General features: G+C 58.7%; 23 protein-coding genes and 1 pseudogene. 18 read left to right on the top strand and 6 right to left on the bottom strand.

Annotation, left to right across the window (positions count from 1 at the left end; all coding sequences use genetic code 11):
* Positions 1-3 precede the first annotated feature (3 nt).
* The 10 genes from hisH to QP884_RS00905 all read left to right on the top strand — a co-directional run bounded on the left by hisH (position 4) and on the right by QP884_RS00905 (position 8,694).
* On the top strand, positions 4-636 hold the full coding sequence (hisH, locus tag QP884_RS00860) for an imidazole glycerol phosphate synthase subunit HisH (RefSeq protein ID WP_179386691.1): 633 nt from the start codon (positions 4-6) through the stop codon (positions 634-636).
* Between the two features lie 14 nt (positions 637-650).
* Positions 651-1,439 (top strand): bifunctional 1-(5-phosphoribosyl)-5-((5-phosphoribosylamino)methylideneamino)imidazole-4-carboxamide isomerase/phosphoribosylanthranilate isomerase PriA, encoded by a 789-nt coding sequence (priA, locus tag QP884_RS00865; protein ID WP_284820209.1) that lies wholly within the window; start codon positions 651-653, stop codon positions 1,437-1,439.
* 3 nt (positions 1,440-1,442) lie between these two features.
* Positions 1,443-2,225: an inositol monophosphatase family protein gene (locus tag QP884_RS00870; RefSeq protein WP_284820210.1), complete on the top strand. Its 783-nt coding sequence runs from the start codon at positions 1,443-1,445 to the stop codon at positions 2,223-2,225.
* Positions 2,226-2,255: 30 nt separating this feature from the next.
* Positions 2,256-3,026, top strand: coding sequence for an imidazole glycerol phosphate synthase subunit HisF (hisF, locus tag QP884_RS00875; protein ID WP_284820211.1), 771 nt, complete (start codon positions 2,256-2,258; stop codon positions 3,024-3,026).
* The gene (gene hisI / locus QP884_RS00880) at positions 3,023-3,385 is read left to right on the top strand and encodes a phosphoribosyl-AMP cyclohydrolase (RefSeq protein ID WP_284820212.1); all 363 of its coding nucleotides are present in this window, start codon (positions 3,023-3,025) and stop codon (positions 3,383-3,385) included. The genes hisF and hisI overlap by 4 nt, the downstream gene beginning before the upstream one ends.
* Positions 3,382-4,020: a TIGR02234 family membrane protein gene (locus QP884_RS00885; protein ID WP_284820213.1), complete on the top strand. Its 639-nt coding sequence runs from the start codon at positions 3,382-3,384 to the stop codon at positions 4,018-4,020. The genes hisI and QP884_RS00885 overlap by 4 nt, the downstream gene beginning before the upstream one ends.
* Before the next feature lie 84 nt (positions 4,021-4,104).
* Positions 4,105-4,935 carry an indole-3-glycerol phosphate synthase TrpC gene (locus QP884_RS00890; protein ID WP_179386685.1) on the top strand — a complete coding sequence of 277 codons (831 nt, stop codon included), beginning with the start codon at positions 4,105-4,107 and terminating at the stop codon, positions 4,933-4,935.
* A 44-nt stretch (positions 4,936-4,979) separates the two neighbouring features.
* Positions 4,980-5,933 carry a prolipoprotein diacylglyceryl transferase gene (lgt, locus tag QP884_RS00895; RefSeq protein WP_284820214.1) on the top strand — a complete coding sequence of 318 codons (954 nt, stop codon included), beginning with the start codon at positions 4,980-4,982 and terminating at the stop codon, positions 5,931-5,933.
* 159 nt (positions 5,934-6,092) lie between these two features.
* Complete coding sequence (pyk, locus tag QP884_RS00900; protein WP_284820364.1) at positions 6,093-7,508, top strand: pyruvate kinase; 1,416 nt, start codon at positions 6,093-6,095, stop codon at positions 7,506-7,508.
* Between the two features lie 295 nt (positions 7,509-7,803).
* Positions 7,804-8,694 (top strand): cation diffusion facilitator family transporter, encoded by an 891-nt coding sequence (locus QP884_RS00905; protein WP_005328806.1) that lies wholly within the window; start codon positions 7,804-7,806, stop codon positions 8,692-8,694.
* A 30-nt stretch (positions 8,695-8,724) separates the two neighbouring features.
* Here the strand turns inward: QP884_RS00905 and QP884_RS00910 are convergent.
* Positions 8,725-9,452, bottom strand: a pseudogene (locus QP884_RS00910) (IS1634 family transposase); the annotation flags it as partial.
* A gap of 36 nt (positions 9,453-9,488) precedes the next feature.
* Positions 9,489-10,832 (bottom strand): IS256 family transposase, encoded by a 1,344-nt coding sequence (locus tag QP884_RS00915; RefSeq protein ID WP_284820215.1) that lies wholly within the window; start codon positions 10,830-10,832, stop codon positions 9,489-9,491.
* A gap of 132 nt (positions 10,833-10,964) precedes the next feature.
* On the opposite strand from QP884_RS00915, the gene QP884_RS00920 reads away from it, so the two are divergent.
* Genes QP884_RS00920 through QP884_RS00930 form a run of 3 tightly spaced genes read left to right on the top strand, consistent with a single transcriptional unit; the run spans position 10,965 to position 11,993 of the window.
* Positions 10,965-11,165 carry a hypothetical protein gene (locus QP884_RS00920; RefSeq protein WP_239234729.1) on the top strand — a complete coding sequence of 67 codons (201 nt, stop codon included), beginning with the start codon at positions 10,965-10,967 and terminating at the stop codon, positions 11,163-11,165.
* A 36-nt stretch (positions 11,166-11,201) separates the two neighbouring features.
* Positions 11,202-11,438: an alkaline phosphatase gene (locus QP884_RS00925; RefSeq protein WP_239234727.1), complete on the top strand. Its 237-nt coding sequence runs from the start codon at positions 11,202-11,204 to the stop codon at positions 11,436-11,438.
* Between the two features lie 39 nt (positions 11,439-11,477).
* Entirely contained in the window at positions 11,478-11,993 is a 516-nt protein-coding gene (locus QP884_RS00930) for a hypothetical protein (protein WP_284820217.1), read from the top strand.
* A 73-nt stretch (positions 11,994-12,066) separates the two neighbouring features.
* Here the strand turns inward: QP884_RS00930 and QP884_RS00935 are convergent, their stop codons facing one another.
* Positions 12,067-14,457, bottom strand: coding sequence for a glycogen/starch/alpha-glucan phosphorylase (locus QP884_RS00935; protein ID WP_284820218.1), 2,391 nt, complete (start codon positions 14,455-14,457; stop codon positions 12,067-12,069).
* Between the two features lie 99 nt (positions 14,458-14,556).
* Entirely contained in the window at positions 14,557-15,762 is a 1,206-nt protein-coding gene (locus QP884_RS00940) for an amidohydrolase (protein WP_284820220.1), read from the bottom strand.
* A 36-nt stretch (positions 15,763-15,798) separates the two neighbouring features.
* On the opposite strand from QP884_RS00940, the gene QP884_RS00945 reads away from it, so the two are divergent.
* Positions 15,799-16,197: a hypothetical protein gene (locus QP884_RS00945; protein ID WP_284820222.1), complete on the top strand. Its 399-nt coding sequence runs from the start codon at positions 15,799-15,801 to the stop codon at positions 16,195-16,197.
* Here QP884_RS00945 and QP884_RS00950 read toward each other — a convergent pair.
* Positions 16,194-17,276, bottom strand: a complete 1,083-nt coding sequence (locus tag QP884_RS00950) for a glycerate kinase (RefSeq protein WP_284820224.1) — start codon at positions 17,274-17,276, stop codon at positions 16,194-16,196. The genes QP884_RS00945 and QP884_RS00950 overlap by 4 nt on opposite strands.
* A gap of 199 nt (positions 17,277-17,475) precedes the next feature.
* Between QP884_RS00950 and gdhA the strand changes: the two genes are divergently transcribed.
* Positions 17,476-18,822 (top strand): NADP-specific glutamate dehydrogenase, encoded by a 1,347-nt coding sequence (gene gdhA / locus QP884_RS00955; RefSeq protein WP_284820225.1) that lies wholly within the window; start codon positions 17,476-17,478, stop codon positions 18,820-18,822.
* Positions 18,823-19,023: 201 nt separating this feature from the next.
* The gene (locus QP884_RS00960) at positions 19,024-19,782 is read left to right on the top strand and encodes a DivIVA domain-containing protein (RefSeq protein ID WP_200435476.1); all 759 of its coding nucleotides are present in this window, start codon (positions 19,024-19,026) and stop codon (positions 19,780-19,782) included.
* Positions 19,783-19,973: 191 nt separating this feature from the next.
* Here the strand turns inward: QP884_RS00960 and QP884_RS00965 are convergent, their stop codons facing one another.
* Positions 19,974-20,621, bottom strand: a complete 648-nt coding sequence (locus tag QP884_RS00965; RefSeq protein ID WP_284820227.1) for a hypothetical protein — start codon at positions 20,619-20,621, stop codon at positions 19,974-19,976.
* Between the two features lie 150 nt (positions 20,622-20,771).
* Between QP884_RS00965 and QP884_RS00970 the strand changes: the two genes are divergently transcribed.
* Both QP884_RS00970 and rnc read left to right on the top strand, forming a co-directional pair.
* On the top strand, positions 20,772-21,317 hold the full coding sequence (locus tag QP884_RS00970) for a YceD family protein (protein ID WP_150850669.1): 546 nt from the start codon (positions 20,772-20,774) through the stop codon (positions 21,315-21,317).
* A complete protein-coding gene (gene rnc / locus QP884_RS00975) occupies positions 21,314-22,084 on the top strand; it encodes a ribonuclease III (RefSeq protein ID WP_005325284.1) in 771 nt (256 codons plus the stop codon). Before QP884_RS00970 ends, rnc begins: the two co-directional genes overlap by 4 nt.

Consider the following 22,084-nt stretch of genomic DNA (forward strand, 5'->3'; position numbering starts at 1 on the left):
CCCATGGCAAAGACGGTCGCATTATTGGATTATGGCGCGGGCAATGTGCGCTCGGCCCAGCGCGCGCTGGAGCGGGTGGGCGCGGACGTCACCGTTACCGCGGACCCCAAGGAAGCGGTGGAAGCGGACGGTCTGCTTGTCCCCGGCGTGGGTGCCTTTGCTGCCTGCATGCGCGGGCTACGGGCGGTGCAGGGGCCTCGGGTCATCGGCCAGCGCTTGGCAGGAGAGCGACCGGTGTTGGGCATTTGCGTAGGCATGCAGGTGCTTTTCGACGCCGGAGTGGAACACAACATCAACTCCACCGGCTGCGGCGAGTGGCCCGGCACCGTGGAAAAGCTGCAGTCTGCGGTGCTGCCGCATATGGGATGGAATACCGTAGAGGTACCCGTCGGCAGCGATATGTTTGCCGGGGTAGCTGAAGACGAGCGGTTTTATTTCGTGCATTCCTACGGCGTTCGCCGATGGGAATTGGAAACGGAAATCACCCGCCCGCCGCAGGTGAGTTGGGCCGAGCACGCAGGCGATAGGTTTGTCGCAGCGGTAGAAAACGGCGCCCTGTGGGCGACCCAATTCCACCCGGAGAAGTCCGGGGACGCCGGTGCACAGCTTTTGGAAAACTGGATGCGCACGCTCTAGGTAGGATGAAGGATATGACTTTTACGCTCTTGCCAGCAGTCGATGTATCTCAAGGCCAAGCCGTGCGCCTAGATAAAGGCGAAGCAGGCACCGAAACCTCGTACGGTTCCCCGCGCGATGCCGCGCAAAAGTGGCAATCCCAAGGCGCACACTGGCTGCACTTTGTGGATTTGGATGCGGCTTTCGGCCGGGGCTCCAACCACGCAGAAATGGCGACGATTACTCGTGAGCTGGGCGTAAATGTGGAGCTTAGTGGCGGCATCCGGGATGATGCCGCGGTGGAGCGCGCACTGGCTACCGGTGCGCAGCGCATTAGTATCGGCACGGCTGCACTAGAGCAGCCGGAATGGATCGAGGACATCCTGGCGCGCTACGGAGATAAGGTCGCCGTGGATCTTGCCGTGCGCGAGGAAGGCGGCGAATGGCGTACCGCCGGCAATGGCTGGGTCTCCGATGGCGGCGATCTGTGGGAGGTACTCGAGCGCCTCGATGCCGCCGGATGCCAACGCTTTGTGGTGACCGACGTGTCGAAAGACGGCACGCTTACCGGACCTAATATTGAGCTCCTGCGCGAGGTAGCGATGGCGACGGAGGCAAAGATCACCGCCTCTGGTGGCATTTCTAGCCTGGAAGACCTGCGCGAGCTCGCGCTTTATGAAAATGAGGGCATTGATTCCGCCATTATTGGCAAGGCCCTGTACGAGGGGAATTTCACCCTCAACGAAGCACTCGCTGCGGTGGCCGAGGTAGAGCCGCTGCCGGCGGAAGAAACCATTGACCCTTACGACCCCGAGGACAACTAAGTCATGATGGAACCCCGCGAGTTGATGGCCTTCGCGGAGGCGGCCGTAGACCAAGTAGAACCCATTTTTCGCTCCGGCCTCGGAGCTGCGCCCGCCCGTTTTAAGGGGCAGGGAGATTTCGCCACCGAGGTAGATCTCGTCATCGAGCAACAGCTGCGCGATATCTTGACCCAGATGACCGGCATCCCGGTCTATGGAGAAGAATCAGGCGGCAGCGTGCTCGATACCGTGTGGGTGGTAGATCCGATCGATGGCACCGCAAACTATTCTGCCGGAAACCCCATGGCCGGTATCCTAGTGGCGCTCATTCATGAGGGCGCGCCCGTTGCCGCAGTATCTGACTTCCCACTCTTGGGGCGTCGACTGGTCACCTGCGATGGCTCCCCACTGCGCTCAGTAGGTGGGCCTGCCACTGGCTTCGGCGGAGGGGACGATGCGATGGGGTTTGATGAGGCGCGCGGTCACGTGGGCTGTTCTTCCCACCTGCCCACCGAGATTTTCCACGAGCTGCGCGAGACCGGACTGCGCCCGCGAATGACCGGTTCCGTGGGACTTGATAATGCCTTCGTCGCGCAGGGTGTGTTTGATGGCGCGATTAACTTCTCCCCGCACCCCTGGGATAACGCCGCGGGTGCACTGCAGATTCAGGCCGCTGGTGGCGTTGTTACCGATCCGGAAGGACATCCGTGGACCGCGCAGTCGCGCGGCATGGTGGCAGGTACCCCGCAGGTTCATGCCACCATCGTGGATATCCTGTCTCGTCATACCGGTTCCTTTCACCGCTAAGACTAAACACCCGAAAAGGAGGCGGCCGCCATGGCTGTAGCCGTACGCGTGATCCCCTGCCTAGACGTGGACCAAGGCCGCGTAGTCAAGGGCATCAACTTTGACAACCTGCGCGATGCCGGTGACCCAGTGGAGTTGGCCGCGCGCTATGACTCCGTAGGAGCCGATGAACTTACCTTTTTAGACGTCTCTGCGTCCAAACAAGGCCGCGCCACCATGCTCGAGGTCGTGCGCCGAACCGCAGACCAGGTATTCATCCCATTGACGGTGGGTGGCGGAGTCCGCAGCGTTGATGACGTCCGAGAATTACTGCGCGCTGGGGCGGATAAGGTCTCTGTAAACACCGCGGCCATTAAGAATCCGGAACTGCTGCGCGAAATGGCTGAGATTTTCGGGGCCCAATGCATCGTACTGTCCGTTGATGCCCGCCGGTGCCGCGCAGAGTATGCTCCATCCGGCTTTGAGGTCACCACGCACGGCGGTACGGAATCGGCCGGGATCGACGCCATCGAATGGGCACGCCGCGGCGAAGAACTCGGCGTAGGGGAGATCCTCCTCAACTCAATGGATGGCGATGGCACAAAAGAAGGATTTGACCTGGAATTGCTACGCGCCGTGCGCGCAGCGGTGACCATTCCCGTTATCGCCTCTGGCGGCGCGGGAAACGCCGCAGACTTCCCACCGGCCGTTGCAGCCGGCGCCGATGCCGTGTTGGCAGCAAGTATTTTTCACTTCGGTGAGGTAGAAATCAGCGACGTGAAAGACGCCCTTGACGCTGCGGGCTACGAGGTGCGCCGATGAGTACCCCAGGCGACTATGAACTTAACGGGGGCATCGCCAAGCAGCTCAAGCGCAATGACCAAGGCTTGGTGCCGGCCATTGCCCAGGCTGAGTCTGGTGAGGTGCTGATGATGGCCTGGATGGATGACCACGCTTTGGCCCATACCCTTGCCACCCGCAAGGCAACGTATTTTTCGCGCTCACGCAATGAGTATTGGGTTAAGGGAGAGACTTCTGGAAATACCCAAGAGGTGCTGGGCGTTCGCCTTGACTGCGATGGAGATACTATTCTGCTGACGGTGCGGCAGCGTGGCGGCGCTTGCCATACCGGTGACCGCACGTGCTTTGACGCCACCGATCTCCTAGGAGGGCAATCGTGAAGGCTAGACGCCTTGGACCACTACTTATCGCTGTAGGAGCCATCGTATTGTGGCTGTCCTCCCGAGCTACGTGGGTGGTCGCCGCCAGCGAGGACGATAAGGCTGGCTCCGCGGCCAATGACATCATCGGCTCGGCTTGGTCGCTGGAGATCATGGCCTTGACCTTAGTTTTGGTAGCCGGTGCCGTTGCGGGGATGGCGCTGCGGCGCGTCGGTAGGCGAGTGGTGGGCATCGTGTGCGCCCTCGCGGCCGCAGCCAGCGCATGGACACCGGTGAGCCTGCTGACTGCGGGCGCGGACACCGAGCGCGCGCAGAAGATCCTCCAGGGAGCCTCGGCCAATGAAAACGCCGTAGACTCTGCCCAGATCTCTGACTGGGCCACGGTCGTTTCCACCGAGGTGCATTCCCTGGGACCTATTCTGGCCCTCATAGGCGCGGCAGCAGCCCTCTTCGGTGCAGTGATGCTTGCGCGCAATCCAGGCGTGGATAAGGCGAAGGTGTCGAGCAAATACGAAACCCCAGCGGCGCGGCAGGCAAAGCTGGAGAAGGATTTGGAAACCTCCTCCGACTCTGGCCGTGTGATGTGGGACGCGCTTGATAGTGATATCGATCCCACTGATATGGACAAAAAATAGCCCCGTTTCCTGTGTAATTTCCGGAACGGCACGCGAGCAGGTTAACCTAAGTGTGATCTTAATCGCCCGTGGAGGGAGGTGCTGATGCCTACGCCCATTGCCGTTGACCACCTTGTTGCAGGAGTCTTGGAGGACGTCGCTGCACGGGAAGCTCGCGTGTCCTTCAAAGAGGTGAAGGCACGCTCGCGTGACATGGAACCTCCCCGGGATGCCCGCGCGGCGTTGCTACGCACAGGCTGCTCGGTCATCACGGAGCTCAAGCGCGCCGTACCCTACGGCGGCGAAATCGCTCATGTTGGCTCTGCGGAACAGATGGCGGAATGGGCCCGCACCTTTGAACACTGCGGCGTACATCTCATGGCATGCCAGACTGATTTCCGCCGCTTCCACGGTTCTTTAGAAGACATGGCAGCTGCCCGCGCTGCGATTGATATTCCCATGATGTCGCGCGATCTCATCGTGGATCCTTATCAAATCCATGAAGCCAGGTGCTTTGGGGCCGATGCCATTCCGCTGCAGGTAGAGCTCTTAGAGCAAGCTCGCCTGGAGGCGCTTTTAGACCGCGTGGAATCGCTCGGTATGACCGCCATCGTAGAGGTACGCAACTGCGCAGAGGTAGACCGCGCAATCAAGGCAGGAAGTAGTGTCATCGCCATCAATGCGTGGTCGTTGGCTTCGGATGCCATTAACCGCGAGGCGTTTAACGATATCGCCCCAGGCCTGCCAGAATCCATCCTGCGCATCGCAGTAGGCGGGGTAAACAACGCGCGCAACCTGTTTCACTATGCTTCACGCGGCGCCGATGCAGTGTTGGTGGGCGAATCCGTCATGGCTGCCCAGGATCCTACGGCGCTGGCGCGCTCCTTGGTGGCCGCTGGCCAGCACCCAGCGTGCCCTGCGCGCAAGATAGATTAGGCCCCAACTAGCTGGTGGGGTGGGGGATAAGGCACACTAGCTACGTGCACACAGAAATTCTTGCAAATATTCCGTCTCCGCCGCAGGGCGTGTGGCAGTTGGGGCCCATTCCCATTCGTGCCTATGCGCTGTGCATCATCGTGGGTATTATCGTCGGCCTGCGAATGACCTTGCGCCGCTATACCGCGCGCGGTGGAAATCCAGACACAGTATGGGATGCTGCCATCGTGGTTATCCCCGCCGGCATCATTGGCGGGCGGCTCTACCACGTCATTACCGATAACCAGAAGTACTTCTGCGATAGCTGCAATCCCGCGGACGCGCTGAAGATTACCAACGGCGGCCTGGGCATTTGGGGCGCCGTAGCCTTGGGTGCTCTAGCTTTGTGGGTGCTGTTCAAAGTGAAGAAGGTGCCGCTCGGTCCCTTTGCTGACGCGGTGGCACCCGGCCTCGTCCTTGCGCAGGCGATTGGACGCCTAGGCAACTGGTTTAACCAGGAGCTCTATGGGCGCCCGACCGACGTTCCGTGGGCTTTAGACATCTATTACCGGGTCAATGAAAATGGCGGCTATGCTCCCGTTTCCGGACATTCCACGGGTGAGGTCATGACCTCGGTGCACCCGACCTTCCTGTACGAGCTCGTGTGGAATGTCCTGGTCTGCCTTTTCCTCTTGTGGGCTCACAAGGCCTGGAAATTGGGGCACGGGCGCGTCTTTGCCCTCTATGTCATGGGCTATACCTTGGGCCGCTTCTTTATTGAAGGGATGCGTTCCGATGAGGCGACCCATATCTTCGGGGTGCGCGTAAATATCATCGTCTCCCTTGTGATTTTTATCATCGCCGCGATCGTCTTCTTCCTGCTTGATAGGCACCGCCAGGGCCCAGAATCCCCCGAAGAGGTGGATCCTAAGTATTGGGCGGAGCGCCGGGATGCTGATGAGCACAGCTATGAGCACGCGGTATCTGAAGGGCAGCGGCCGGGGCCTTCAGCGACGTAAACGCTGCCCAAGTGTGTCCGGTTGGTTTTGGTTTTGTGGGAAATAAGGCATTTTGGGGTGCCCGTTCAGAAAATGGAACCGAAAAATTGTGGCCCCAATTCTTTCGAAGGAGTAGGTTGGGGAGTGTTCAATTTCCCCCGACGGAATAGGCCAATAATGCTGGATAGAAGAACGAAGATTGTTTGTACTCTCGGACCTGCCGTTGCTAGCGAGGATGGCATCTTGCGCCTCGTACAGGACGGCATGGACGTTGCCCGCCTGAATATGTCTCACGGCGAGCATGCAGACCACGAGGCGAATTACAACTGGGTGCGCCAGGCTACCGATAAGACCGGCCGCGCCGTAGGTATTTTGGCGGACCTCCAAGGCCCCAAGATTCGCCTTGGCCGCTTTATCAACGGCGAGGAGCAGTGGGATAACGGTGAAATCGTCCGCATTACCGTGGACGATATCGAAGGCACCCACGACCGAGTATCTACCACTTATAAGGGCTTGGCCAAGGACGCCAAGCCGGGTGACCGCCTGCTTATCGACGACGGAAAGGTCGCCGTTGTCTGTAAGGAAGTCGACGGCAATGACGTCGTGTGTGAGGTTACCGAGGGCGGCCCAGTTTCCAATAACAAGGGCGTTTCCCTTCCTGGCATGGATATCTCCGTGCCGGCCCTGTCGGAGAAGGATATCGCCGACCTGCGCTTCGCTCTGAAGCTTGGCGTAGACCTTGTCGCGCTTTCCTTCGTTCGCTCCCCAGCTGACGTGGATAAGGTCCACGAGATTATGGATGAAGAAGGTCGCCGCGTTCCGGTCATTGCCAAGCTGGAAAAGCCTGAGGCAGTAGACGCGCTCGAGTCCATCGTGCTGGCATTCGATGCCATCATGATTGCCCGTGGCGACCTCGGTGTTGAGGTGCCGCTGGAGCGCGTGCCGCTGTTCCAGAAGCGCGCTATCCAGATTGCGCGTGAAAACGCTAAGCCGGTCATCGTGGCTACCCAGATGCTGGATTCGATGATTTCCAACCTGCGCCCGACCCGTGCAGAGGCATCCGACGTTGCCAACGCCGTGCTCGACGGCGCCGATGCCGTCATGCTCTCTGGTGAGACTTCCGTGGGTATTGACCCGCAGAACGTCGTGCGCACCATGTCCAAGATCGTGGCTAATGCTGAAGATGGTGGCAAGGTTCCACCGCTGTCCCACGTTCCGCGCACCAAGCGTGGTGTGGTGTCCTATTCCGCCCGCGATATTGCCGAACGTCTCAATGCAAAGGCCATCGTAGCCTTTACTACCTCCGGTGATACCGCTAAGCGAGTGGCTCGCCTGCACTCCCACCTGCCACTGTTGGCATTTACTCCGGACCCAGCGGTTCGTTCCCAGCTGGCTCTCACGTGGGGTGCTGAGACCTTCCTGAGCCCGCACGTTAAGTCCACCGACGACATGATGGAAGCCATCGATGACGCACTGCTGGAGATGGACAGGTACGAGGAAGGCGACATGATTGTCGTCATTGCTGGTACCCCTCCAGGAATCGCTGGTAACACCAACATGATTCAGTGCCACCTGTTGGGTGAGACCAAGAAGTAATTTCTCTTGGCACTAGCGCCGCGACCCCCTTTTTAACACGTTCCACGGGTCGCGGCGCTTTTCTATATCAATTTATACAAAAGTGGTTTTATATTTACCTTGCGTACACTCGGCGGCCGCTTCTTTGACATGCAGTTGCATTAGTTTATGTGTGTTCTTGTTTCAGCTTCTCTACATATTCAAAGGACAACTGCACAATGACCTAAATCAGGCCGACTTGGCCTCAGTGACTGCGCTTACCGCCATCCATTTTCATTTAATTGTCAATAAGCGTCGACGGGGATAGGCTGAGTGCATGGCACACGAGCACCACGACCACGATCACTCCAGCACGCCGCTGCGCGCACTCTTGATTGCGCTAGGCATTACCGGCACCGTCTTCTTCGCGGAGCTGATCGGCGGCTGGTTGGCGGGTTCGATGGCGCTGATGGCGGATGCGATGCACATGCTTTCCGACGCTGCGGGGTTGATCATCGCGGTGTTAGCGGTGTTGGTTGGGCGCCGACAAGCATCGGCTCAGGCCACGTACGGTTACCGACGAGTGGAGGTGCTTGCTGCACTGGCGAACGCAGTGATGGTGCTGGCGATCTCGGTGTGGATTGTCGTCGAGGCGGTGCGCCGCCTGCAGAGCCCGGCCGAAGTGCAGGGAAAAACGATGCTGATCATCGCGGTGATCGGCCTGGTGGCGAATGCGCTATCGGCGTGGGTTCTGCACCGGCACCGCAAATCCTCGATCAACGTGGAGGGCGCGTTCTTGCACGTGTTAGTGGATATGCTCGGCTCGGTCGCAGTAATCGTGGCCGGCATTGTGGTACTGACCACGGGGTTTGTGGCGGCGGACGTGATCGCCTCCCTAGCGATCGCGGCGATGGTGCTGCCGCGCGCCTGGCAGCTCATGCGGCTTTCGGCGAGCGTGCTGCTCGAGCAAGTCCCGGCGGACTTCGACGCCAGTGCGATCGAGCCCGCGCTGCGGCAGGTCGAGGGCGTTGCTGACATCCACGACCTGCACCTGTGGAGCCTGGACGGCGTGAACGTGCTCACGACCGTGCATATCGTGCGCGACGGCACCGTCGGCACCGGCCCGCTGTTGGATGCCGCCCAGCAGGCCCTGCGCGAACACGGTATCGAGCACTCCACCATCCAGATTGAGCACCCAGAGCACGAATCCCACGAGACGGTGTGCTGATTCCCTTCTAACCTGACTTAGGCCAATTTTGTGCGGAAGTTCGCGGCCGGTGATTACTTGGATGGTGGCAGTGAGGTCGGGCGGGAATGGTACGGCGGCGTGAATGGTTTCGCCGCCAACGACGAGTTGAAAGCTGCGGTATTTCTTGAGTGTTCTCACGAGGCGTTTGATGAAGTGACCACTGCGGGTCTCCATCAGGTGGGTCACGGCTAGTGCTGCCATCACAATATTGAGATGTGCTGTGATCGAGTTTTGTTTCCTCGCATAGATTGGGCGTGCTTTCAGGTCTGATTTCGACATCCGATACGACATTTTCAATGTGGAATAGCCTGCGGTAATGCCCGATAACCTCCTGGGCGGGAAGAGCGGTCAGGTCGGTTTCATAGCCTTTAATTCCGGCTAGGGCTCGGTGTTTGGCAGCAAGAGCGTAGTTGACCTTCTTGTTCGGGGTGGAAAGATCGAAATAGCGGTTGCGCTTAATGGCGATTTCGCCGTCAACAGCGCGTTTGGCTTTTGCGACTTGCTCTTTGATTCCGCGCAGGCCGCGTCTGGCCCGATCATAGGAGTACTGGAAGTGGGTCACCGTATTCGGGGTTGTGTGTTTGCGCGCATCGCTTGCCGAGGCTTGTGTCCAGATCTGGCCGTGGGCGTAGGCTTCACCAGGGATTTCCCGCCGCCAGGTTTCACTCACCTCAGGCACGGTGGGGTTTCACCGACAAAATGTAGTGCAGACCTGCATCTATCAATGCTTGCTTGTTCGGAGGGTGTCAAGTTGTTTGTGTGTGGGGCTAGGTTTATAGGTATTTGTCGAAGCTGTCGGGGTAGGCCACGGCCATTTGGTTAATGGCTTGTTTCCAGCCGGAAACTCGGGTCCCTTCCATGAGTCTGCCGGTTGTCGCTGAGACTCGTTTGCCCTGCTTCGCTCTCTTGGCAGCTCGTCTGTCTTCGATATTGCAGATCATCAACCATAGCGTCTTGAGCGCTGGTTCATTGTTAGTGAACTGCACCCTGTTGCGGGTAGCTTTCCGCAGTTCATTGTTGAATGATTCAATCGAATTCTTCGTGTAAATGACCTTGCTGGCTGCTGGTGGGAACTGGAGAAATGGTACGAAACGCGCCCATGCATCTCGCCAGACTTTGACTGAGCGTGGATACTTTTCTGCCAATTCAGAGGCTTCAAATTCGTCTAAGGCAGCCTTAGCTGTGGACTCGTCCGTGGCGGTGTAAATCTTTTTCAACGCGGCCGATACGCCCCGGTGATCCCTGTAGGCTACCCATCGGTTAGCGGCACGAATCAGGTGCACGATACAGGTTTGCACCATAGAGTTCGGCCACGTTGCTTCAACTGCTTCTGGCAGGCCTTTAAGCCCGTCACAGCAGACGATAAAGACGTCCTTGACCCCACGATTGGAAAGATTGGCGCAAACCTGCGCCCAAAATGAAGCGCCTTCTTCTTTGGCGATCCACAATCCCAAAATGTGTTTGATACCGTCGAGATCTACGCCGATTGCCATGTACGCGGACTTATTGACCACTAGGCCGCCATCGCGGATTTTAATGCGCAGCGCGTCCAGGAAAATGACCGGGTAGAACTCGTCTAGCTGGCGGTTTTGCCAGACCATGACCTCATCGAGGACGGCATCGGTGACTGCGGAAATCGTCTCATGAGAAATATCGACACGCATCGCCGTTGCCATATGGTGCTGGATGTCCCTAATTGTCATCCCACCGGCGTACAAGCTAACGGTCATGTCATCGACATCGGTCAATCTCCTCGAGCCTTTAGGGACCATAGTCGGCAAGAATGTTCCAGCCCGATCCCTCGGGACATCAACGGTGACTGGCCCGTAGTTAGAATCCACGGTCTTTGGATACGACCCGTTGCGGTGATTGTCTGTTCTAGCTGCAGCTTTAGCGCTCCTGTCGCCAGACTCGTAGCCCAGGTGGGCATCCATTTCAGCGTTGAGTCCCCTGGTAATTGAGGCTTGCAACATGCCGCGAACCAGGTCGTTGGCATCCGTTGTAGACGTGCCTAGGTCATCAATCAGTTTCGCGATTTCAGGGTTAGCAAGCAGCTTCTTTTCAATCGCATCAATCTTGGCCTTATCAGCCGGATCCCGTCTCGCCACAGTAGTCATTCTGGTCCATCTCCTCATGCAGGTTAGGTACCCACACACAAACCATCAGACACTCTCTATTCCGAAGCCACTCCGGCGGCGTGGGCCGCGCACAACAAGGACCGCGATAAGCTGCAGGACATTAGCCGTGAGATGCTCGGCAGCGCCCTCGACTTGGTCATGGCCGCTGGCCACCCGTTCTACGATAATGACCACCAGAAGGTCGATACTCCCGACTATAGCTTCATGTACGAGGACGACTACGCCAAGCTTTCCGGAGGCGAGACCGACTGGAATTACTTCGAGTCCAACGATGACTTCAAGAAGATGGCGCAAGGTGACGTCAAGCCGTAGCAGAAGTATTGGGGTATCGCGCAGGTAGGTTCCACGTTGCAGAACTCCCGCTCGGGCGAGGCAAAGGCTCCATACTCGGACGAGCTTAACGACGTCGTCGATCTCCCCACCATGACGACTGGCGCCCTCAATGCGCTGGGACAGGACGAGGATGGCTTTTCCATCATGATTGAGGGCGGTGCCATCGACTGGGCCGGCCACGGAAATAACCCAGTGCGCGATATCGAGGAGACTCAGGACTTTAATAAGTCGGTTGATGCTGCCATCAAGTAGGTAGAGGAGAACTCCTCGTGGGAGGACACTTTGCTCGTCGTGACCGCGGATCACGAAACCGGTTATCTATCCGGTGCGAATGAGGCAGCGACGGACGACAACCCTGATGCGGAAGACCGCTTTAACGCCATGGAAGGCGAGAAGGGCAAGGTTGCTCGCCACGGTTGGTACTCCGGTCAGCAAACCAACCAGCTGGTTCCGTTCTTCTTCAAGGGCGCCGGCTCCGAGGACATTATGGCTAATACCTCCGGTACGGATTCGGTGCGCGGCGATTTCATCGATAACACCTTGGTGGCCAACTTGGTCTTTGATGAGTGGTGGAATGGTGACGCCGGCTCTGCCGACGAGCCAGAGCAGCCGGGAAGTACTACTAATCCGGCGGATGATGCAGGAAAGAAGGGCAGCAGCAAGGGCTTTGCCGCAGGTCTAGCTACAGGCCTAGGAATCTTGGGCGCTGTCGTTGGCGGACTCGGTTTCCTAGCCACGCAGATGGGTGTGCTCAATATTGACCTAAAGCCCATCTATGAGCAGCTAAAGCGCGTCGGCCTGCGCTAAACAAACGGAAGTAGGCCTAACGCCACGTTAAAGTCCTGCCCTCAGCTGCAGAAGCGGAGGGGCAGGACTTTTCTTAGCTCTGGGAAATCGGAGTTGGTTGGATCTTCCAGACCTCGTTGGCATAGTCCGCGATGGTCCGGTCGGAAGAAAAGCGGCCAGAGTAGCAAATATTGAGCCACGCCTTCTTGGCCCAGGCAAGTTGGTCTGCCTCGTATTCGGCAGCCATGCGGTCACGGGTTTCGCGGTAGTCGGCAAAGTCGCCTAAGACGTAGTACTGGTCTTGGGCGTGCTCCCCGAAGCCGTCGAGAAGCGAGGCGCGCAGATCGCCGAAGATACCGGCATTGTCTGCGCCCAGGGTGCCGTCGACAAGCGTATCCAGTACGCGGGCTAAGCCTGGCACGCTCTGGTAAAGCTCGCCCGGGTTGTACTCGGCGCGCAGCTGCAGCAACTCCTCATTGCGGGCACCGAAGATATAAGCGTTGTCCTCGCCGACCGCCTCGACGATTTCCACGTTTGCTCCATCCATGGTGCCCAAGGTCAGCGCGCCATTCATCATGAACTTCATATTGGAGGTGCCGGAGGCTTCCTTACCAGCCACAGAAATCTGCTCGGAGATATCAGCGGCCGGGATGATGTGTTCGGCGGGGGAGACGTTGTAATTCTCTACGAAGACGACGCGGATGATGTCCTTGGTGGCTGGGTCGTTATTGACTAGATCCGCGATGGTGTTGATGAGCTTGATAATCGCCTTGGCGCGGTCGTAGCCCGGCGCGGCCTTGGCACCAAAAATGAAAGTGCGCTTCGGCACGGTTTCGCCTTCGTCCTTGATGCGGAAGTAGAGGTCGAGGACGTAGAGGGCGTTCATCAGTTGGCGCTTGTACTCGTGCAGGCGCTTAATCTGCACGTCAAAGATGGAATCAGGGTCGACTTCAGCGCCTTGGTGGTCGTTGACCCACTGCGCAAAGTCGCGCTTATTGGCCCGCTTGATGGCAATGAGCTCTCGCAGTAGGTCAGTATCGTCGGCCTTATCGGCGAGTTTGGCCAGCTGGGTGAGGTCAGTAACCCACGCATCGGAACCAGCCTGCTGGGTGAGCAGTTCTGCCAGGCGGGGGTTGCACATCTTCAGCCAGCGACGCGGGGTGACGCCATTGGTCTTATTGTTGAATTTTTCTGGCCACAGCTCGTGCCACTCGGACAGCGTATCGGCCTTGATGATCTCGGTATGCAGGGCGGCGACACCGTTAATGGAGTAGGCGGCGTAGCAGGCGATCCAGGCCATGTGAACCTGTCCGTTGGACACCGGCGCCATGTAGTCAATGCGGCCCTGATCCAGGCCGCGGTGGGCCATATCTTCGCGGAAGCGGCGGTCGATTTCTTCCACCAACTGCCAGATGCGCCAGAACAGCTTTTGGAAGATGGACACTTCCCAGCTCTCCAGGGCCTCTGCGAGCACGGTGTGGTTGGTGTAGGCGAAGGTCTCGGTGACGATCTTCCACGCCGCATCCCAGCTCAGACCATGGTCATCGAGCAAAATGCGCAGGAGCTCTGGGATGGCGAGCACTGGGTGGGTGTCATTGAGCTGGATGGAGTTGTACTGCGCAAAACCGCTGAGGTCCTCGCCGTGCTGGGCAATGTAGTTATCCACCATGGTCTGCAGGGATGCGGAGACAAAGAAGTACTGTTGGCGAACGCGCAGTACCTTGCCCTCGTAGGTGGTGTCGTTGGGGTAGAGCACGCGGCAGATATCCATGACGCGCTCGCGATCCACAATGGCCTCCGTAAAGCGCTGGGAGTTGAAGGCATCGTAATCGAATTCAGCGATGGGCTCGGACTTCCACAGGCGTAGCGTGCCTACGTTATCGGTTCCGTAGCCAGTAATAGGCATGTCATAGGGAATGGCGCGCACGTCCATGTCGTCGAAGTGGACACGGCGCTGCTCGGAGGCGCGGCGGATGATGAAGTCATAGCCGTTTTCCATCCATGCATCAGGCTGTTCCTTCTGGAAACCATTCTCAAAGGACTGGCGGAAAAGGCCGTAACGGTAGAGCAGGCCATAACCGGTGACGGGGTAGTCCTGGGTGACAGCGGAATCGAGGAAGCAAGCGGCGAGGCGGCCGAGGCCACCGTTGCCGAGCGCGGCATCGTGCTCGGCGTCGAGGACATCGCTCAGCTCGTGATCGGCAGCGGTGGCCGCTGCCTTGGCATCGTCGACCAAGCCCAGGTTGGTGAGGTTATTGAGCAGCGCGCGGCCCTGCAGGAACTCCGCGGAGAAGTAGTGCTGCTGGCGGGTGGCAGCGTAGGCGGAACGGGTGCGCTCCCAATTATCGGCAATCTGCTCCATGACGGCGCCGGATAGGCCCGACCAGAACTTGCGGTAGGAAGCGCTGTGCGGGCTTACGCCGGAGGCCGCACGAACATGGGAGGGAACGGTGGATTCGAAAACAGAGTGCCGTGGCTGGCTCATGTGAAACCTTAAAGTTAGTGGGAAGTCACGAAACGCCTGCCAGCTTAATAGGATTGGCGCAGCCTTGCAGGGAGGGAATAGGGAAGGCGCGCCGGGTACCTAGGGCTTTGCCAAGTAGGTCAATGCCGCACCATATGCTGCCCGGGTGGAGGCATAGACGGTCGGGGCGTAGTCCGGAAGGAAGGTCGCCTGGTGGTTGACAGGCGGATCCTCTAACTCATTTTCCGGGGTGCAGCCGATGTGCCAGAAGACATAAGGTACGCCCCATGCTTGTGGTAGATAGCAAAAGTCCTCAGAGGCGGTAGAAGGGGCGGCGATGACCGAATCGGAGCCGAAGGCGGCATCGAAAACCTCGGCCACCGGTGCGTGGGCTGCGGCGTTGTTATCGGTGACCTCGCCGTGAGCGTAGTACTCAAAAGTCGGGTCTTGCTCGCTTCCGGACGCCACACACTCGGCCTTGACCATGCGCTCGAGGGAGGCATAGACCTTTTCCGCGAGTGCGGGATCGTAATAGCGCGTATTGAGCACGAGCTCGGCGGATTCGGGAATGATGTTGTTTTTATCGCCGGAGTGTAGCTCGCCTACAGAGATGACAAAGAACTCGTGTGGGGCGACCTCGCGGCCGACAATGGCCTGCAGGCGGGTGACGATCATGGCCGCGATATAGGTGGGGTCGATGGAGTTATGGGGCATGGAAGCGTGGGCCGATTTTCCAAAGACGCGAATGCGCAGGGAATCGCATCCGGCCATGATGGGGCCTGCGGTGTGGCGCACCGTGCCGGCGCGGCCGGGCATGATGTGTTGGCCTAGGCAAATATCGGGACGAGGCACGCGCTCGATGAGGTTATCGGCCAACATGTCCTTAGCTCCCACGGAGGATTCTTCGGCAGGTTGGAAAAGGGCGAGGAAGGTGCCGGACCAGGAGCTGCGGGAGGCGTCGAGAAGCGCGCAGGCACCCAGTAGCGCCGTGGTGTGCATATCGTGCCCGCAGGCGTGCATCTTTCCATTCGTGGCGGAATAGGACACGCCGGTGGCCTCTTCCACTGGTAGGCCGTCAAAGTCCGCACGCAGCAAAGCAGTAGGGCCATCGCCGTTGCGGAAGATGGCGACCATGCCAAAGCCGCCGATATTTTCTACTACCTCGCAGTCAAAATCGGCGAGCTTGGCGCGGATGCGACCGGCGGTGCGCTCCTCTTCATGCGAAAGCTCGGGGTGGCGGTGCAGGTCCTCATAAAAGTCCTGCTGCCACCCCAGATCGGCTTCCTGGGAAGTGGTGAGCTGGGCGATGCGGGCAGAATCAGACATGGTTTCACACCTTAGGGATTGGGTAGGGTTGGCGCTATGCCGGTTATTCAATTTGATGTTTTGGTTCCCAACGCGCAAGCAGAGCGCGTTGCGGAAATCTTTACCACCGCCACCGACAAGCTGGTGGAGGGCGGTTCGCTTTCCTCAGCTGACGTTACTCGCCCGGAGGCGCCGCAGTTTCCAGAGGGGTTGGAGGAGCAGCTGCGGCAAAATTATCGCGACGAGCATGAAGACCGCGACCTTGCGGATGCGAGCGTGCACCGCTATGACATTGCGGTGGCGGGCGTAAGTGGCTCCGTCAACCAGCTGGGCATGGTGCTCTCGCGCCTTCTCACCCCGCATGCAGTGCTGCCCAAGGACCACGTATTGCTTGAAGACGAGCTGGCGCATGAGCGGCCCGCTATCTTCCCGTGGTCGCTGTCCATTCGGCCTTAGAGCTGCTTGACGATGTGCCCGGCGGCCGCCGCTAGCTGCTGGGCCAACGAGCCTTCTTGGCTAAGGGGAGCGCAGTAGGCGTCGGTGTCATGCTCGAAGGAGCCGGCGATAATGCCCACGGGAGTTCCCGCTTGCCGAGCGAGATCCGTGATGGTTCCGACTGCCTTGCCGGTCAAGGACTGTTCATCAAAGCGGCCCTCGCCGGTAATCACGAGATCGGCCGAAGCGATCTTTTCCGGAAGGCCCAGTGCAGCGGCCACGTGCGTGCCGCCGGACAGGACGCGCACGTGTTCGTCTGAACCCCAGAGGGTGCGTGAGAGCCAGGACAGGCCAATGGGAAGGCCACCCGCGGCGCCATAATACGCAGAATCTGCATCGGTGCCGGTAACCTCGCATGCTTGGAGCATGGCGCCGGCCAGCAGCGCTACTTGTTCGCCTTTAGCTCCCTTTTGGGGGCCGTACATGGTTGCCGCCTGCACTGGGGTAGCGCGGGTATCTGCCAACAGGGTGAAGTCGAGCATGCCCGCCTTGATATTGAGCTGCGCGGTATCGATGTGGTCCAGCTGAACGAGGGGAGCGCCGCCCTTGGGTAGGGCATAGCCGCGGGAGTCGTGCGCGGCGGCGCCGAGTGCGGTGAGGATGCCCATCCCGGCGTCAATGCTGGCGGTGCCGCCCAATCCCAGTACAACCGAGGTAGCGCCGCGGGTTTCTGCGTCTGCGATCAAGACGCCGGTGCCATAGGAATCGGCGTGCAGCGGATCAAGGCTGTCCTGTACGGCGGGCAGCCCGGTGGCAGCGGCGACGTCAATGAACGCAGTGGTTCCGGCGAGGACATAGCTTGCCTGAGTCAATCGGCCAATGGCGTCGGTAGTGGGCAGGGTAATGGTCTCGGCGGATTGTCCACCGGCCGCTGCCGCCTGTGCAAGGACAGCGGCGGTGCCCTCGCCGCCATCAGCCATGGGCAGGGTGGTCACCGTGGCGTCGGGAAGCGCCTGGCGCACTCCCATAGCAATGCTGGCTGCGGCCTCGGGCGCGGAGGCGGTGCCTTTAAACGAGTCTGGGGCGACAACAATATGCATGCCCGTGATTATAAAGCCCGCCCGCGCTGGGGCACGGCGCGGCTTAAGATTCGAACGGGCTACAGAAAATATTTAACTTTATTGTCGCTGGTAAGGGGTGTTGTATGTCTCCCTAAAGCCTCGAACCTGCTTGCATTATCGGTAGTTTGATAGGAAACTGGTATCTGTTCTTACAAGTCCACAGAATGGAATGCACACCATGTCAGTAGATAGCCAAATCTCTGAGTACTACGACAAATTGCTCAAGCGCAATGCGGGAGAACCGGAATTCCACCAAGCGGTTTCTGAGGTCCTGGATTCGCTGAAAATTGTCCTGGAAAAGGATCCGCAGTACGCGGACTACGGCCTGGTGGAGCGCCTGTGCGAGCCTGAACGCCAGCTCATCTTCCGTGTGCCATGGATTGACGATAATGGCGAAATCCAGGTCAACCGCGGCTTCCGCGTTCAGTTCAACTCCGCGCTCGGCCCCTACAAGGGCGGCCTGCGATTCCACCCCTCGGTCAACCTGGGCATCATCAAGTTCCTTGGCTTCGAGCAGATCTTCAAAAACTCCCTGACCGGCCTGCCCATTGGTGGCGGCAAGGGCGGTTCTGACTTTGATCCCAAGGGCAAGTCCGAGGTGGAGGTCATGCGCTTTTGCCAGTCCTTTATGACGGAGCTGCACCGCCATATTGGCGAATACCGCGACGTTCCGGCCGGTGACATTGGCGTCGGCGGCCGCGAGATCGGTTTTCTCTTTGGTCAGTACCGCCGCCTGACCACGCAGCATGAATCCGGCATCCTCACCGGCAAGGGGTTGACCTGGGGTGGCTCCCTGGTTCGTACTGAAGCCACGGGCTTTGGCACGGTCTACCTCACCAATGAGATGATGAAGACGCACGGCGAGTCTTTCGACGGCGCCAAGGTTATCGTCTCCGGTTCTGGCAACGTGGCCATCTACGCCGCAGCCAAGGCCCAAGAGCTTGGCGCTACTGTAGTGGCCATGTCCGATTCCTCCGGCTACATCACCACCCCTAATGGCGTGGACATTGAGCTGCTTAAGGACGTCAAGGAAACCCGCCGTGAGCGCATTTCCACCTACGCCGAAGAGGCTGGAAACGGCGTGGAATTCCACAAAGGCGGAAATATCTGGGAAGTACAGGCAGACGTAGCTCTACCATGCGCCACCCAAAATGAGCTCGATGGCGAATCCGCAAAAAAGCTCGTTGACGGCGGCGTGCGCTACGTAGCCGAAGGCGCCAATATGCCCTCTACCCCAGAGGCGGTCCACATCTTCCAAAAATCCAAGATCAACTTCGCGCCGGGCAAGGCCGCCAACGCTGGTGGCGTTGCTACCTCCGCGCTAGAAATGCAGCAAAACGCATCCCGTGACTCCTGGTCCTTTGAGTACACCGATGATCGCCTCCATGCGATCATGTCCAATATCTTTAAAAACATCGATAGCACGGCTAAGGAATATGACCGTGAGGGCGATTACGTTGCCGGCGCGAATATCGCTGGCTTCAAGAAGGTAGCGGACGCCATGCTGGCACAGGGCGTGATTTAGTAGCTCGCTTTTTACTTTCAAGCTCCCCTTCTGCGCTGCCTTTGTGTAGCGGAGAAGGGGAGCTTGTGCTGCAAATACGCGCCATAAATTGCGTGAGTGGGCGGTTGGACGGCATCTGTCGGCTTCGGAGGGTAAATCTGCAGTACACACTCGGTGCGTGGCCTCCACGTCTGGCACGTGAGGGCATGTAAAATTCGCAGCATGTACCGTGTCTTTGAGTCCCTTGATGAACTAGTCCAGCACTTGGAAGAGGCCCATAGCCTCCCGATGACCTCTAATTGCATGGTTCCGCGCCATGAAATGCTCGCGCTTCTCGACGACCTCCGTAACGCCCTGCCCGTTGAGATTGATGACGCGCAGGATGTCTTGGATAAGCAGGATGAAATCCTGCACGGCGCCGAAGAGCGCGCGGACCAGACGATCAACGACGCTAATGCGCAGGCCGATGACATCGTGGGCCATGCTCGCGAAGAGGCGGATGCCACGGTCTCCCACGCAGAACAGCATGCCGCCAAGCTAGTGGCTGATGCTGAAGCTCGCGCTCAGTCCATGGTGGAACAGGCCCGCGCGGAAGCAGACCGCACCATCGCTCAGGCCAATGATGAGTATGAGCGTTCCGTGGCAGAAGGCCGTGCCGAGCAAGAGCGTATGGTTTCGGAATCGGAAGTTGTGCGCCGCGCTGATGAGGAAGCACACCGCATCGTGGAGTCCGCCCACACTGAGTCCAACCGTCTGCGCAGTGAATGCGATGAGTTTGTAGACGGCAAGCTAAGCGAATTTGAAACCACCCTCAATGGGCTGCTGCGCACCGTAAGCTCCGACCGCTCTGCACTGCGCGGCGGTGCCGGGGTCCGTTCCCGCGGCGGCGACTACCAGCCCTCGAGTCGTGCCGGCGGTGTTGCGGGCGGCTCCCGCTACGCAGAAGGCGAGAACTACGAGCGTCGCTATAACGAGCGCTAAACCTTTAAATTCTTTCTGCCCTTAAGCTTCATTTCCCGGATGGAACTGGGCTCTGGGGCTTGAGGGGTGAGGGATGGTTTAGTCCCTTACATCAGGCACGGCCAAAGGCCCTGGTGGGTGGGCAGACGGTTTGTCGTACGCCGTCTTCCCACCCACCAGGGCCTTTATGTTTCCCTACCAGCATGAGCAGTTCAGGAGGTTGCGCGGGAGCGAGGCTGTGTGGTGGACACTGCCGGATTCGGTGCATGGGGAGCAGCTGTTAACGGCGTGTGTGCGGACGTGGCGCTTCCTTCCTTCCTCGAGGTGAGATGCGCAGGCGCGGCGGATTGGACCGCCATACATGCTGCAATGATTGTGGTTACTAATCCAGGGAAAAGGAATGCAACGAGTGCGGTAAAGAAATAGGAAGACAGTGACGTCAAAGAACTATCACTAAAGTTCTGCGGAAAGCACACGGCGCACATACTCACCAGCGCACCTGTGGCAACTAGCATGGTGCCTACAGAAATAAGCGCCGTGGGAATGGTCTCCCGAGAGAACCAGGTAATGGCGCCTGCGCTTAGAGAAAAGATGAGTGCGCCGGTAAGCACCGAAAGGTCCATGCCAGTGGGCAATACCAGGATGGTGCCAGCTATCAAACCAGCAATGATGCTGCAGATGAGTGCAGTAAAGAGGCGAATCCCACTAGCACCATAGATTCCTGAACGGTCCGGCCGTGGAGTCGCGTGCACGAGCGTGCCGGCAATGGTTAATACCGCGGCAGGAAGGCAGCTAAACACGGCGAATCCGAGTGCGATGCTGCGTGGATCCGTGGAGGCTAGCGCCAAGTGGTAAGTCATGCCTCCACACTAAAGATGGCTTTGGCTTGGGAAAAGGCTAATCCGGAAAGGCATAGGCCCTTTTACTTTAAACGACAGACTCTTGACAGAAAGTTTGCCTGTGCGGGCCGCTAGGCGGAGTTTGCGGGGCAAGGTAGACTACCTAGTGTTATGACATCACCATTGAAGTTCGATGTGGGCGAATTGTTGAACGCCCAAGGCGCTGACGCACTGCCGGAGCAACGCACCCAGACCGGCCCCGCACCTGAGAGGATCGGCGTCGAGATGATCGCCATTCCGAAGGGTGAGGAGCTCACCGTAGACGCCACCTTAACCCCTCTAGGTGCAGGTGTCTTGGTGGATGCCAACGTATCTGGACGGCTGACTGGGGAATGCTCCCGGTGCCTGAAGGAACTGCACCCAGAGCTGGACTTGCACGTCACGCAGGTCTTTGCCGCCGATGAATCCTTCGTCTCTGGCGACGATCCTGCCGCCGATGATGAAGGTTCCGGAGATGAGATTCCAGAGATCGAGGATGATGAGCTGGATCTTTTGCAGGCCGTGATCGATGAGGTAGGGCTCAACCTTCCCTTCGCGCCGGTGTGTGAGGACGGCTGTGAGATTGACACGCCTGAAGGGGTGACCACCGGTATCTCTGGCGAAGAAGAGGAAGACAAGGTTGACCCCCGCTGGGCTGGTTTGGAGAAGTTCCTATGAGCCGCAAAAAGAAGCTAACCGGGGAAGAGGCACTGGCAGCCGAATTTGCTGCAGTAGACCACAGCCCACTGTTGGAATCGCTCGGCGTGGACTTGCAGCCAGAACACCTGCGTTTGGCGCTTACTCACCGCTCGTTTGCCAATGAGAATGGGCATTTGCCTAATAACGAGCGCTTGGAGTTTTTGGGCGATGCGGTGCTGGGCCTGTCGGTGGCCTCCCAGCTCTACATCACTTATCCTTCTCGTCCGGAATCGGATATTTCCAAGATGCGTGCCTCGATCGTCTCGCGCTATGGCCTATCGGATATCGCTCGTGAGATAAACCTCGGCCCGCACATTTTGCTGGGCAAGGGCGAGCAGTCCACCGGTGGCCGCGATAAGGATTCCATCCTTGCCGACACCACCGAGGCGATCTTTGGCGCTATCTACCGCGAGCATGGATTCGAAACCGCGCGAGATGTCATCCTGCGCTTGTTTGCAGAAAAGATCGACAATGCGACCGTGAGCGGCCGCCACCTGGATTGGAAGACCACGTTGCAGGAGCTGTGTGCCGAGCTTAAGGCACCGATGCCGGTCTACTCGGCTACCTCCACCGGCCCAGAACATGACCAGACCTTTAACGCGGTAGCTACCGTTGCTGGTCTGACCGTGGGCAATGGAGTGGGCCATAATAAGAAGCTGGCCGAGCAGCAAGCAGCTCAAGAGGCATGCCAGACTTTGCGCGAGACTCCTCTCTTGGTGCAGGGCACTGCGCATAAAGAAGGCTAA

The organism is Corynebacterium tuberculostearicum (genome assembly GCF_030229345.1).
GTDB classification, from domain to species: domain Bacteria; phylum Actinomycetota; class Actinomycetes; order Mycobacteriales; family Mycobacteriaceae; genus Corynebacterium; species Corynebacterium tuberculostearicum_G.